Source organism: Exiguobacterium sp. s166 (assembly GCF_018618855.1).
GTDB lineage: Bacteria > Bacillota > Bacilli > Exiguobacteriales > Exiguobacteriaceae > Exiguobacterium_A.
This window is the reverse complement of sequence record NZ_JACSMU010000005.1, coordinates 47,144-61,089: the sequence shown is the minus strand read 5'-3', so window position 1 is coordinate 61,089 and position 13,946 is coordinate 47,144. Positions and strand designations below refer to the sequence as shown.

Below are 13,946 nucleotides of genomic sequence, written 5' to 3'. Positions count from 1 at the left end.
AGAATGCCTCCTTCGTCCGAATACTTATTTTTGGAAACGACGTTCGAGATCGGCAATCCGCGCATCAATATCATCTTCTGCAATCGGCGCTTCCTCTTCTTTCGTTTCAGGTTCGTTTGTTGTGAATGGATGTTGTTCTTGTTTAATAGTAGCATTTGGTTCGCGTTCTAGCACCTGGTTCATCTTCGATTTTAAATTCGAGACGTTTTCACGCATCATCCATTCATACCGTTTGTTTTGTAAGTCTTCCAGCTTCAGTTTCAATTCCAGTGCTTCCCGTTCGAGCTGATTGAGCTCACGTTTCGTTTCGACAATCAGTTCTTCAAAGAAGCGGAACTGTTCCCCGTAATGTTTCGACTCGATGGCCGCCCGTTCTGCAAGTTCTTGTTCGCCTGCTTCTTTGGCGATTTCAACTTGTGTAAAACGTTTATCTGCGAGTTCCTTCGCTTCATCCTGTTTTTGTGTCAGTTCAACAAGCAACGTCCGTTGACGTTCCAGTAAACGGTCGATTTCTTTTAAGTCCGATTCGGTTGTCCGGATGTGGCGGACCAGCTTTTTAGCAGGTGCTTCTCCCTGATCGGCGGCTTTTTTTACTTCTGTCATCATTTGATTGGCAAACTCATTTAATTGATCGAATACGTTTTTCATCAAAAATTCCTCCTTGGATGTTAAATCTACAAAGTATCGGTTCGTGATGTACTGTCCATTTGTTAGCGTTTTTGATCGAGATTTTGCCAATCGGCTTCAAAGTGGGACGATGCGGCCGGACGACGGCGGGCGAACAGTTGATTCAAATCAACACGTTGCAGTTTCATACGCATGTATCCGATGTAGAGTGCAAGTGCGGCAGCGATCCCGACAACAGCCCAGATGTTTGATAGGGCAACACCGATTCCGATTGCTGCGAACAGTCCAAATCCGATTTTCGCGAAAACGCTTGATGTTTGGATAAACTTACTGATGGCGTAAAAAGCGAGTAGCGCGCCGAGCCCGAGTCCGATCATATGCGGTAATGTACCGATGACGACAGCGAGAAGGGCGAGACCGGCAAGTGCCATCAAGACCTGTTTTCCTTTTGATTGCTTCATGATGAAGCCTCCTTTTTCTTGATACTCTTATCTTACCGAAGTGAATCCGCAATCACGACGCCCTTCGGACCGGAATCATCTCCGACTTGAGGCGGAGGAGGGAAGTCTGACTTTAATGAGTCTACTAGGTCAGCTGAATAGAATATGGTAAAATTCGACTATAAGAAACGAGAGGAGTGGTGTTTTTATGTATGCAATCAGCCACATAACAGAAAACCATATCGGAACACAGGGAGGGGTTTCCCTCCCTTAAATCAGAGGAGGAGACCATTTGAACGAATGGGGTAAAGTACCGGCACATGAAGTCGGTATAAATGAACAGTTAGGTCGTGTCACGGCAGTCTTTCAAAAACAGTTCCGTGTGATGACGGCTGACGGGGAAACATTAAGTGAGTTATCCGGAAAGCTGCGATTTGAAGCCATGACGAAATCCGAATTGCCGGCAGTCGGGGACTGGGTGATTCAGAGCGGACGGGAAGCCGGTAAGGGACGGATTGAACGTGTCTTGCCGCGAAGTACGCAATTTTCCAGAAAAGCAGCCGGAACGGAAACCGAGGAACAAGTTATTTGTGCGAATGTCGACATTGCATTGCTCGTCATGGCATTTGGACATGATTTTAACGTGCGTCGCCTGGAACGATATCTGACGGTCGCCTGGGAAGCCGGGGTCACACCACTTATCGTCTTGACGAAAAAAAGTTTAGTGGATTCGGTCGACGAGTTCCTGTCGGAGATGGAAACCGTCGCCTTTGGGACACCGTATTTCGCTGTGGATTCGTTGACGGGTGACGGGGTGACCGAATTAAGAGACGCGTTGCACCCACGGGAGACGATTGTCCTGGTCGGCTCATCCGGCGTCGGGAAATCGACACTCGTCAATGCGTTGGCAGAAGAACAGCTGATGGAAACGGGCGGTGTCCGGGAAGATGATGAACGGGGCCGGCATACGACGACACACCGGGAGTTAAAACGATTGTCGAACGGTCTGTTACTCGTCGATACACCGGGAATGCGGGAACTCGGATTATGGGACGGAACAGAAGGACTGGCAGCGACCTTCTCGGATATTGAGGAGCTGGCGGAATCCTGCCGTTTCCGGGACTGTCAGCACGTAGAAGAACCAGGCTGTGCTGTCCAAGCCGCTTTGGCAGATGGAAAGCTGTCGCGCGAACGGTGGGACAGTTTCCTGAAGCTGAAACGTGAAGTCGCTTATGCAGAACGAAAGCAAAATGCAGCTCTTCAGGCAGCAGAAAAAGAGAAGTGGAAAAAGATTCACAAACAGGCCCAGGCACGGACGAAACTGAAGTATCAAAAACGATGATTTTATTTAAAATCACAAAGGAACGACACCTTTCTGACGAATCAGAGAAGGTGTCGTTCCTTTTGTTGAAAAGATCTTTAATCACGGTCAAAATCGATCGTACCCGTCAAATCTTCAAGACGTTTCAAATCATTTTGAATGACCTCAATGTCACTCGGCTGCTGTTCGCGCAATTGTTTTGTCCCGACCGGATGAACGGTCGCATGTTCATGTGGATCGAGCGAGATGGTCCGGTTCGAAAGACGGTCGTTAAAGTAACGGTCATGTGATACGAACAACAATTCACCCGGAAAGACATCGAGGGCGGCTTCGATTTGTTCGCGGGTCGTCAAATCAAGGTAGTTGGTCGGCTCATCGAGAATCAACAGACGGGCACCGGAAAAGTAAAGGCGTAAGAACGCAATCCGGCACCGTTCACCCATGCTTGCTTCAGTAATTGGTTTATATACCTGATCCCGGCGAAATAGAAAACAAGCGAGCAGCGTCCGGGCATCGGTCTCAGAAATCGTCGTTTCCTGCATCAACGTGTCGAGCAGAGAGCCGGAAGTCGGTAAATCCGCAAGTGCCTGCGAAAAGTAACCGACTGTCAGAGCAGGATGGCGTGTCACCGTTCCTTCCGTCGGGTTGAGCTCCCCTCGAATTAGCCGGAGCAAAGTCGTCTTGCCGGAACCATTCCGACCGATGACGGCAATCCGGTCGCCTTGTTGTATGGAAAAACTCAGTTTTTGAAACAATGTCCGGTCATCGTACGAAAAGGAAACGGCGTCCAGTGCAAGCAACTGCTTGGCGGCAAACGATGCCGCTTCAAAGGCTACATGAACGGAGGACGGGGATTCCGGTTTAGCGACACGGCGGTCGAGCACCTGCTCGAGTTGTTTTTCTTTCGCCTTAAATTTTTTAGCTTGTTTTGCTGCTTTTTTCTTGGCGTAAGGATTCCGTTCACTGGCGTGAGCGACAGCTTGCTGATGCCAATTTTGATACTGGGTAATCATCCGTTTGAGTTCCTTTCGCGTTTTTTCCTGCTTTTCATACTCGCGTTCCTGCGTCAGGCGTTCCTGTTCTTTTTGCTCACAATACGCTTGGTAGTTTCCTTTATACCGCGTTGCCTGACTCGGAGTCAGTTCAAGGACAGCCTCGGCTGTCGCATCGATAAAAGCCCGCTCATGTGACACATACAGGATGGTAAGCGGCGTTTGATGCATCCAGTGAATCAACCAATCCAGCGTATCCGAGTCCAAGTGATTGGTCGGTTCGTCGAGCAGAATGAAATCCGGCTGTTGGACCAACAGGCAGGCGAGTTGAATGCGTGTCTGCTCGCCGCCGCTCAGTGTATCGAATGGGTGTGTCCAGACGTGTTCCGGCAATTGCACTTCTTTTAACGCCCGAGCGGCGTCTGTCTCAAGTGAAAAAGCATCGAGATCGAGCGCAGCTTGGTAGTTTTCGAGTGACGATGAGTGGAGAGCCGCTTCCCTTGCTTCGTAACGTACTCGGTCAGCCTGTTCAACAAGCCGAATGGCCGGTGTACTGGAAGTGAGATGTTGGGCGACATGTCCAACGTTCGTATAGCCGCGGAAGATGTTTCCTTCCGTCGGCTGAAGCTGTTTTAAAATCAGCTGGAAGAGTGTCGTTTTACCGACACCATTGGAACCGACCAAAGCAATATGCTCACCGGGACGGATGGAAAATGACACGTGTTGAAACAACGTCTGTTGTGGAAGATCAAAGCGTACATCATGAAAAGATAAGATTTCTGCAGGCATATGTTCAGCTCCTTTTGGGTTCATTTCAGCATTGATGAAATGAAAACACACCATCCGAAAGCGAGCGGATGGTGTGCAGGAGGGCAGATCAAAGAAGGTATATTCCGAATGACGGAAATACCGAAAATGAGCAGACTCGTAGCGTCAGTCATCCGCAACTCATTGCGAAAGTGATGAATTCTTTCATCATTAGACAGTAGCGAGTGAATGCTTCATTTCGGTATTGTACCTCCTATTCATAGACTATGTGTTCAGTGTAGCAACTTGTCGTCAGCAAGACAAGTAAGAATCAAGCAATACTTGAGCCGCAGCAGCTTCCTCTGGATTTGGCGGCAGAACATCCGCTAATGGATAATCGAGACCGAGCGCTTCCCATTTGTAGACGCCAAGCTGATGATAAGGAAGTACTTCGATCCGTTCGACATTACCGAGTGTCCGGATGAATTCACCGGTCTGGCGCAGGAACGTCTCCGTCATCGTCAAACCGGGCACGAGAACGTGGCGGATCCAGACGGGAATGTTCCGTTCTGCCAACCGTTTGGCAAAGGCAAGCGTATTGGCATTACTGCGCCCCGTCAGAATCCGGCAGGTCGCATCATCAATATGCTTAATGTCGAGTAACACGAGATCCGTGTAATCGAGAATCCGGTCGATATTTTTAGGGACGACCGAACCGGCTGTATCGATGACGGTATGCAAGCCTTTTTGTTTTGCTTCCCGAAGTGCTGCTTCCAAAAATTCCGGTTGGGCAAGGGGTTCTCCGCCGGAAAATGTGATACCACCGCCTGTTGCTTCAAAAAATGATCGGTAACTTTCCGCTTCTTCAATGATTTCCGTTGCCGAGACGGAACGACCACATCCGAATTCCCACGTATCCGCATTGTGGCAGTATTGGCAACGTAAAGGACAGCCTTGCGTGAAGACGATGAAGCGAATACCCGGTCCGTCGACCGTGCCGCAGGATTCAACAGAATGAATCGTTCCGATTGTCATAGCCATTTCAGTCCTTTCTTTCAGTTAAAGTGCACCGTGGAACGTCCGGTTGATGACGTCGATTTGCTGTTCGCGGGTCAACTTGATGAAGTTGACGGCGTAACCGGAAACGCGGATCGTCAATTGGGGATAAAGTTCCGGATGTTCCATCGCATCGAGTAATGTCTCCCGGTCGAAGACATTGACGTTTAAGTGATGTCCTTTTGAAGTAGTTCCGCCCATGTAGCCGTCAAGCAGTCCGACTGTATTTCGAATTCGTGTCGGTTCATCTTTCCCCAGTGCTTTCGGGACGATGGAGAACGTGTAGGAAATGCCGTCAAGGGCATGTTCATACGGTAATTTCCCGACGGAAGTCAATGCGGCGACGGCACCCTTCGTATCCCGACCATGCATTGGATTGGCTCCCGGTGCGAATGGTTCACCAGCACGTCGTCCGTCCGGCGTATTGCCGGTTTTTTTGCCGTAGACGACATTTGAAGTAATCGTCAAGACGGATTGAGTCGGTAAAGCATCACGGTACGTCGGATGTTTCCGGATTTTTTCCATAAACAGTTTGACGAGATCAACCGCCATCTGATCGACCCGTTCATCATTATTTCCGAATTTCGGGAAGTCACCTTCGATTTTAAAATCAACCGCAATTCCGTCAGCATCACGAATCGGGGAGACTTTAGCGTAACGAATGGCGGACAGGCTGTCGGCCACGACAGAGAGTCCGGCGATACCGCAAGCCATCGTCCGTAAGATTTCCGGATCGTGCAACGCCATTTCGATGCGTTCGTAACTGTATTTATCATGCATGAAGTGAATGACGTTCAATGTATTGACATAGAGTTCCGCCAACCAGTCAAGCTGACGGTCGTAAGCAGCCATGACCGTTTCATAATCTAAGACATCATCTAAAATCAAGTTCGTCTTTGGAGCAACTTGAATTTTAAGTTTTTCATCCATGCCGCCGTTTAACGTATAGAGCAATGCTTTTGCTAAGTTCGCCCGTGCTCCGAAAAATTGCATTTGCTTCCCGATTTTCATGGCGGAAACACAGCACGCGATGCCGTAGTCGTCGCCATAAATCGGCAACATCAGATCATCATTTTCATACTGGATCGAACTGGAGAGAATCGACATCTTGGCACAAAATTCTTTAAAGCCGCGCGGTAGTTGTGTGGACCAGAGGACCGTCAGATTCGGTTCTGGAGCCGGACCGAGATTGACAAGTGTCTGCAGGAAGCGGAACGAACTTTTTGTCACGTTGGAGCGACCGTCCTCACTCATCCCGCCGATTGATTCCGTGACCCAGGTCGGATCACCGGAGAATAAATCATTGTAGTCCGGTGTCCGGAGGAATTTGACGATTCGCAGCTTCATGACAAAATGATCGACAAGTTCCTGGGCAGTCTGTTCCGTCAAACGTCCTGACTGTAAATCGCGTTCGATATAGATATCAAGGAACGTCGAGACGCGGCCGAGTGACATCGCAGCCCCATTTTGTTCTTTGATTGCAGCGAGGTAAGCAAGGTACACCCATTGGAACGCTTCTTGGGCGGTTTCCGCCGGACGGGATAAGTCGCAGTCATAACGTTGACCGAGCTCGGTCAGTTCTTGTAACGCCCGAATTTGTTCGTTCATCTCTTCACGGTCCCGGATCATCGATTCGGATAAGAAGCCGCCGCGGTCTTTTAAATCTTGTTTCCGTCCTGCAATCAAGAAGGCTGTACCGTACAGCGCAACACGGCGATAGTCTCCGATAATCCGACCGCGTCCATAGGCATCCGGAAGACCTGTGATGATACCCGCTTTACGGGCAGCACGCATTTCAGGCGTATAAGCATCGAACACGCCTTGATTATGTGTTTTACGATATTCACTAAATGTTTTTGTTACGAGGGGATCGGCTTGGAAACCATAGGCTTCTAAAGCATCATTGACCATTCGAATCCCGCCGTTCGGATGAATGGAACGTTTAAATGGTTCGTCGGTTTGCAGACCGACGATTTGTTCGAGTTCGCGGTTGAGGTATCCTGGACCGTGTGACAGAATCGTTGAAGGTATCGAAGCATCGACGGCATAGACGCCACCACGTGAACGTTCTTCACTTGTTAAATTCATGATTTGTTGCCACAGTGTTTCCGTAGCCACGGTTGGTCCTGCAAGAAACTGATCGTCTCCCCGGTATTCTGTCCGGTTTCGACGGATGAAATCAGCTACGTCAATTTGATTGTTCCATGCGCCTGTTTCGAATTGTTGCCATGCTGGTGTTTTTTCAAGTAACATCACGAACACTCCTTTGTTTTTAAGGTGAACAGTCCAAGATACATCCCCTATGTGAATAGTGTAACAAACATTAGGGGGGAAGAGTTTTACATCCCGGTGAAAGCGTAAAGGACTTGAAAAACGTTGGTACATAAGGAATCCGTTAAATGTGTACCAGTGATTGGAATATGCTTAAAAAACAGAAAAAGGGCGAAATAAAGCCATATTTTAAATTCTGTATCACTATTTTTATATGTATCTAAACAAGACAGTTCGAATCGTGATAAAAGTCACACCGGGTTATCTTGTATTTTTATGACGTATCGTTGACAATGAAAAAGGGAATATAGACCGTGGAGGTGCATAAAATGGATTTTTCGATGTTGGAAGACCGTGCCGATTATAGAGCAGGTGATTGGGTGACGTTAAAAGTATCGACTGAAGGAACACCGCGAACGGGAATGATTACGGAGTTTGAGGAAGACGGCTTTTGGATTCGTTTTGAAGATGACTTTGATTTTGAAGACTTCATCGGATATAAAGAAAAATACTTGGTGAAGCTGATTCGTCGCCCGAATGATGTCCGATCCGATTACCCGGTGCTCAGTCAGTTTCCGAAACTGGCGGATGAACTTCAAGACCGGGTCATTCAAGGGTTTGATATTTTGACGGAAGAAATAAAGAATGACCAGGAAGTGGTATATCACATCCGGCTCATCGACGCAGGGAACGAATACACACAAACGTTACGTGGTCTGCGTGACGAAACGACCGATCAATTTGAATATGTCACAGAATGATGCAGAAGAGAGTAGGAGAATACACGTTATGGACTTTATGAAACCTTTTATTACAGAAGCATGGGAACGCGCCCGCTTCGAAAAAATGATGCCGGTTCAAGAACAGGCGATTCCATTATTACGCGAAAGAAAAGATGTTTTGGTCGAAGCACCGACCGGGACCGGGAAAACATTAGCATATGTCATTCCTGCATTAGAATTGATTGATGAAAATGAACCGCATATCCAAGTCGTGATTACAGCACCGACACGTGAACTGGTCATGCAGATCCATCAAGTCATTCAACTGTTTTCGCAAGGAAGCGGCATAAAATCAGGTGCCTTCATTGGTGGCGTCGAACTCAAACGCCAGCATGAACGATTGAAGAAAAAACCGCAAATCATCGTCGGAACCCCGGGACGACTCGTCGAACTGATTGATTCTAAAAAAATGAAGATGCATAAAGTAAAACTGATAGTTTTAGATGAAGCCGATCAAATTTATGAGAGCGGCATGAGCGCGTCGGCAACACGAATTGCCAACAGTGCACTGCGGGATCGTCAGCTGGCCTTTATCTCGGCGACATTGCCAGAACGAACAGCTGAATGGGGAAAAACATTATTTGCGAACGAGCCTGCACGGATTAAAGTAGAACGTGTCATGAGTACGCAAGTGAAATTCGGTTATATCGAAATGTCACGCCGTCTTAAACCGGAATACTTGCGTCGCCTGGCGAACATGCAGGGAGCGAAAGTATTGACGTTCATCAATAACCGCTCATTCCTTGGACCGTTAAACGGCGAACTCAGTAAATTCTCATTAAAATACCGCATTCTTGACGCCGAAAAAGGAAAACGGGAACGGATGGAGACACTCCGTTCGTATAAACGGGGCGAGTTCCCATTGCTCGTGACGACGGGCCTCGCAGCTCGTGGCCTCGACATCGAGGCGGTTACCCATGTCGTCCATTATGATTTACCTGAGTCATTCGATGATTTCGTTCACCGTTCTGGACGGACAGGACGCGGGAATGCATCTGGTATGGTTCTTGCCCTTGTCACGGATCACGATTTGAAACACCTGAAGACCCTGACTAAGCAAATGGGTGTGGAAATGGAAGAGATGGAAATTTATCGTGGCGAAGTGATTCCGAAACGGGAACACACGGAACCCGAAACAATCAAACGACCGGCGAACCCACACCGGAAAGGACCGACACGATGAAAAGCGAGCGAAAAATAATCCCTTTTCCAACGACCGTATCGGAAGCGGAGATGAATACGGCGCTTAAGAAGATGTATCAAGAAGCCGCAACGGCCAGAAGTACAGACTGGGTGGCCTTCATCGAAGAAATCGCAACGGAAGGACGTTGGTATTTGAAAGACGCTGAACTGTTCCGTGATTTATTCGTAGATTGGGCAATTTTCTATGAAACCGATGAACAAGGGAAAACGCCGCACGGCCGTTTTTTAGAACAGGTCAAGGAAGACATGTCACCGAGTCTGTACCGTGCGCTGAGAGGTTTGGCGGATCCGGTTCCCTCGTTGTTTCTTGTTGAGGAAGAGCGGGTCGTCGACATCATGTCAAAACAGACGTATCAGACGGAGTTAGCAGAAATTGAAGTCGAGCCCGGTGATTTGTTGGTCGGTAAACTTCTTTATATCTCGGGGAAATGGCGTTTTGCGATTGCTTACATGAAAGTCGCCAAAGCATTAGTTCCGGAAGTCCGGATTCTTTTAGCTGATTTCGTAGACGAAGTAGGAGAAGATGCCTTGTTACGTCAGTATCCCGAATTTTGTGCCGAGTTGATTGATTTATTACTCGATATTGAAGAAGGAAACATCGCACCACGTCCAGAATAATCAAAACCGGCCTTTCCGAATGTTTACGGAAGGGCCGGTTTTTTTGGACAGGTACACTCATTCAATCTCGGAACGATAAATCCTAACCCCATTTTTATCTTGATGTTTCACACGATACATTGCTAAATCGGCCTGTTTGAGCCATTGTTCTAAATCAGTTTCCGGATCGTGGCGTGCGACGCCGACACTGGCAGAAACGCGTAGCAGTTCTCCGCGATAATGATAGGGTTTCGACAGCTGATTCAAAAAGACTTTACAGCGTCGTCTTAAGGAAACTTCATCCTTCGCCGAGGTCAGTAAAGCAAATTCATCCCCGCCAAGCCGGTAGACGGATTCGTCGGCGGATAATTCGGACGCAAGACGTCGTGCCACTTCTATCAAGATATAGTCTCCGGTTTCATGGCCGTACGTGTCATTAATTTGTTTGAAGCCGTCCAAGTCAATCAAAGCCAGATAATTCAAGTTAGATGTTTTTTCATTAAACATTTTTTCTAAAGAACGGCGATTGCCGATGGGCGTCAATCCATCATGATAGGCATGGTATTCGATTTGCTGTTGTCGTGCCATTCGCTCTGTCACATCATGGAGAATCAGGAAGTGACCAACGGCAGTATCGGCTATCTTGATAGGAATCAGAATCAATTCGAATTGTTGATTCGCTTCATTTTGATAATGATTTTTTTTCGTTTTCAAGGCAGTCTGAACATGTTTTAATTTATCTGTCAAATGATCAATTGTCATGGCGGGGAGACCCAAAATTCGTTGAGCAGCCCGATTCGCAAAAATGGGTTCTTGAAGCTTATTAAAACGAACGATGGGGTCAGGGTGTCCGAGGAACAATGGGATGACTTGTTGTTCACTTGCTTTAATTTGTTCTGTTCGCCGCTCAACCCGTATCGCCAACTGCTCATTCCGGGTATCTAACTGATGGACGATGGATGTATGTTGCCGTGTGATGAAAATTTGGCGGACAATCAATAACAATAAGATGACAAAGACATCCCGTTTTTGTCCGTCTTCATCGAGGAAATAATGAAAGAATAACGGCAAAGATAACAACGGTAGCCAAGCGCGTTGGACGATAGATGATTTGTTAGTCCCTTCAAAGATGTGATCAATGTGCCAAAGGATGGCCGCACTTTGGGCCAAACGGATAAGAATTGGTGAGAAAATCAGATACTGCATCGTGAACGCCGGAAAGTAGACGGATGATATTTCGTAAATTCCACGAATGAAAATTGATAAAAAGAGCAGAAGCAAAGTTGTTCGTGATACCCAATGCGTGTCCTGGATAAAGAAAAAATAAAAGAAGACGAACAAACCGAGTGACGTGTTGATGATGACGACAAGTGAGTATGGAAACGGATTGACTGCAGGATTAACCAGTTCATTCAGAATATGAAACGCAACAAGTGCGAAAAAAATGACCAAAATGATGGCATCCATAAAAGCCAAGAGGTGTTGACCAAAACTTTTTTTAGATGCAATCCGGTAAAAAATAGCATATAAAAACAAGTAATGGGACAACGAAAACAAGACCATGCTGTAGAGTCCGGAAAAGCTTTCAGCAGGACTGAATAAATGAATTGTTTCTAAGATCGATCCGATGACAGATAAACATAAAGAGCCAAGAGTGAACAACCAAAAATTTCGTCTTGGAACGATCAGAAGCTGTTCTTTTTTATAGGCGACCAGGATAAAAAAAGTAATCAATACCAACGATAGGTATTGTAGGATTTGCTCAACGATAAGATTTGGAATCGATTCGTTTGCAGAAGCAATTACCATCAAGACCGTGGAAATGATCAGTAAGGGTGGAAACCATTTTATGAAATAGGGAGATTGCTGCACGAAACTGCCTCCTCACATGAATTGGTCTGTCTTTTTCTCATCATACACTGCTTTTGTCCGGTTCATGTGATTCAAAAAAATAAATCGTATCCGTCCGTCATGTTGACGAAAGGATACGATTTATAAAAAGGCAGGATTACTTTTTGTAGCTTTCGTACGCTTCCACTTTTTCGGACAGGTATGTCCAGTATTCCATCAACTGATCGACTTTTGCTTTCGCCTGTTCGATTTGTTGATAGAGATCGTTGACCTGACCTAAATCACTCCCGGAAGAAGCCAGCTTCTGTTCAAGGGATTCGGCATGAAGTTCGGCTTCTTCAATTTGAGACTCAATCGTTTTCCAGTCGAGTTGTTCTTGATAACTCAATTTCTTAGGAGTCTCGGCAGGCGGTGTCTCGACAGGTGTAGCGTCTTTGACGACAGGCACAGTTTCGATAGTCGTAGACGGGAGTTCCCGTTGCTCCAAATAATCAGTGTATTGACCATAATAAGACACGATCTCGCCGTTTTCGAATGCCAATAACCGATTCACGACACGGTCGAGGAAATAGCGATCATGACTGACCGTGATGACCGTTCCGGGGAACGAATCGAGGTAATCTTCCAATACGGATAATGTTTCCGTATCCAAATCGTTGGTCGGCTCGTCAAGGAACAGAACATTTGGTTCATCCATCAGGATGGTCAGCAGTTTTAACCGTCGTTTTTCACCACCGGATAATTTACCGATTGGTTTATATTGTGCTTCTGGCTTAAATAAAAATTGTTCCAACATCTGACCGGCTGTGATTTCTTGACCGTCCAACGTCGTGATGACTTGGGCAATCCGTTCGACTTCTTCAATGACGCGCCGGTTAGGGTGACTGAATTCTGCGAACTGGCCGTAGAATCCGACTTTGACGGTTTCGCCATGAATAATGTCACCGCTCGTCGATTCTAGACGTTTGGCAAGGATGGATAATAAAGTGGACTTGCCGCTCCCGTTGCGGCCGACGATTCCGTATCTTTCCTTACGACCGAATAGCCAATTAAAGTCGCTGAACAACGTCCGGTCGCCAAACTGATGCTTGACATCAACAGCCTCGATGACTTTTTTGCCGAGTCGTGTTGAACCGACCTGAACTTCGAGTGATGCTTCGTCTTCTTCGTATGAAAGTTCCTGCAAGGCATCGACACGCTGGATCCGTGCTTTTTGTTTCGTTGTCCGTGCTTTCGCTCCGCGACGTAACCAGGCGAGTTCCCGGCGGAGAATATTTTGACGTTTTTCCTCCATAGAGGCAGTCCGTTCCCGGCGTTCCGCACGCTTTTCTAAGAACGATTCATAATTACCGACATAGAAGTAGGCTGTTCCATTCGCGATTTCCATCATGTGGTTCGTGACACGGTTCAAGAAGTAGCGATCATGGGTGATGAGTAAGATCGCCCCGCGGTATTCCTTGATTTGTGACTCGAGCCAAGTAATCGTCTCGGCATCGAGTTCATTGGTCGGCTCATCGAGTAGCAAGAGATCAGCTTCGTCGAGCAATGCTTCAGCCAGTCCGACACGCTTGCGTTGTCCGCCTGACAACGAACCGATAGTCGCTTCAAGATTCGTGATACCGAGTTTGTTTAAAATCATTTTGAGACGGGATTCTGTATCCCAGGCATTGGCAGCATCAATTTCTGTTTGTGCACTGATGAACCGTGTCAATAACGTTTCATTGCTCGGGTCTTGTTCAAGCGCCAGGCGCGCAACCTCATAATGGCGAAGTGCATTGATAGTGGGGGTATTACCGGATAACAAGACTTGCATGACCGTTTGATCTTCCGGATAATCCGTTGACTGGGACAGCAGACGGATCCGGTAATCATTCGGATGTTGAAGCTCACCTGCGTCCGGTGTTTCTTGTCCGGCTAATATATGGAGTAACGTTGATTTTCCTGTACCGTTGACACCGATGATTCCAATCCGGTCACCGGGACTGACGGAAAACGTCACGTCTTCGAATACGATTTTATCGGCAAATTCTTTTTTTAGTTGATCGACTTTAAGTAACAT

The 13,946-nt window shown here is 47.1% G+C and carries 11 protein-coding genes; 4 read left to right on the top strand and 7 right to left on the bottom strand.

Features of this window, described 5'->3' with window-relative positions:
• Positions 1-24: 24 nt before the first annotated feature.
• Both KNP93_RS11775 and KNP93_RS11770 read right to left on the bottom strand, forming a co-directional pair.
• Entirely contained in the window at positions 25-648 is a 624-nt protein-coding gene (locus tag KNP93_RS11775) for a PspA/IM30 family protein (protein WP_131504216.1), read from the bottom strand.
• A gap of 62 nt (positions 649-710) precedes the next feature.
• The gene (locus tag KNP93_RS11770; protein WP_214855414.1) at positions 711-1,088 is read right to left on the bottom strand and encodes a lmo0954 family membrane protein; all 378 of its coding nucleotides are present in this window, start codon (positions 1,086-1,088) and stop codon (positions 711-713) included.
• Between the two features lie 271 nt (positions 1,089-1,359).
• On the opposite strand from KNP93_RS11770, the gene rsgA reads away from it, so the two are divergent.
• Positions 1,360-2,409 carry a ribosome small subunit-dependent GTPase A gene (rsgA, locus tag KNP93_RS11765; RefSeq protein WP_131504214.1) on the top strand — a complete coding sequence of 350 codons (1,050 nt, stop codon included), beginning with the start codon at positions 1,360-1,362 and terminating at the stop codon, positions 2,407-2,409.
• Positions 2,410-2,486: 77 nt separating this feature from the next.
• Here rsgA and abc-f read toward each other — a convergent pair whose 3' ends face one another.
• The 3 genes from abc-f to pflB form a co-directional block, all read right to left on the bottom strand.
• Positions 2,487-4,169: a ribosomal protection-like ABC-F family protein gene (gene abc-f / locus KNP93_RS11760; RefSeq protein ID WP_214855412.1), complete on the bottom strand. Its 1,683-nt coding sequence runs from the start codon at positions 4,167-4,169 to the stop codon at positions 2,487-2,489.
• 270 nt (positions 4,170-4,439) lie between these two features.
• Positions 4,440-5,162 carry a pyruvate formate-lyase-activating protein gene (gene pflA / locus KNP93_RS11755; RefSeq protein WP_165871685.1) on the bottom strand — a complete coding sequence of 241 codons (723 nt, stop codon included), beginning with the start codon at positions 5,160-5,162 and terminating at the stop codon, positions 4,440-4,442.
• Between the two features lie 24 nt (positions 5,163-5,186).
• Positions 5,187-7,436, bottom strand: coding sequence for a formate C-acetyltransferase (pflB, locus tag KNP93_RS11750; RefSeq protein WP_131504211.1), 2,250 nt, complete (start codon positions 7,434-7,436; stop codon positions 5,187-5,189).
• A gap of 347 nt (positions 7,437-7,783) precedes the next feature.
• Here pflB and KNP93_RS11745 point away from each other — a divergent pair, with 347 nt between their 5' ends.
• From KNP93_RS11745 to KNP93_RS11735, 3 genes are read left to right on the top strand one after another with little or no spacing between them, the layout of a single operon-like run.
• Complete coding sequence (locus tag KNP93_RS11745) at positions 7,784-8,215, top strand: hypothetical protein (protein WP_131504210.1); 432 nt, start codon at positions 7,784-7,786, stop codon at positions 8,213-8,215.
• Positions 8,216-8,243: 28 nt separating this feature from the next.
• A complete protein-coding gene (locus KNP93_RS11740) occupies positions 8,244-9,419 on the top strand; it encodes a DEAD/DEAH box helicase (RefSeq protein WP_131504209.1) in 1,176 nt (391 codons plus the stop codon).
• The gene (locus KNP93_RS11735) at positions 9,416-10,057 is read left to right on the top strand and encodes a hypothetical protein (protein WP_131504208.1); all 642 of its coding nucleotides are present in this window, start codon (positions 9,416-9,418) and stop codon (positions 10,055-10,057) included. The genes KNP93_RS11740 and KNP93_RS11735 overlap by 4 nt, the downstream gene beginning before the upstream one ends.
• A 57-nt stretch (positions 10,058-10,114) precedes the next feature.
• Here KNP93_RS11735 and KNP93_RS11730 read toward each other — a convergent pair whose 3' ends face one another.
• Entirely contained in the window at positions 10,115-11,908 is a 1,794-nt protein-coding gene (locus KNP93_RS11730; protein ID WP_214855410.1) for a diguanylate cyclase domain-containing protein, read from the bottom strand.
• Between the two features lie 136 nt (positions 11,909-12,044).
• On the bottom strand, positions 12,045-13,946 hold the full coding sequence (locus KNP93_RS11725) for an ABC-F family ATP-binding cassette domain-containing protein (RefSeq protein ID WP_131973606.1): 1,902 nt from the start codon (positions 13,944-13,946) through the stop codon (positions 12,045-12,047).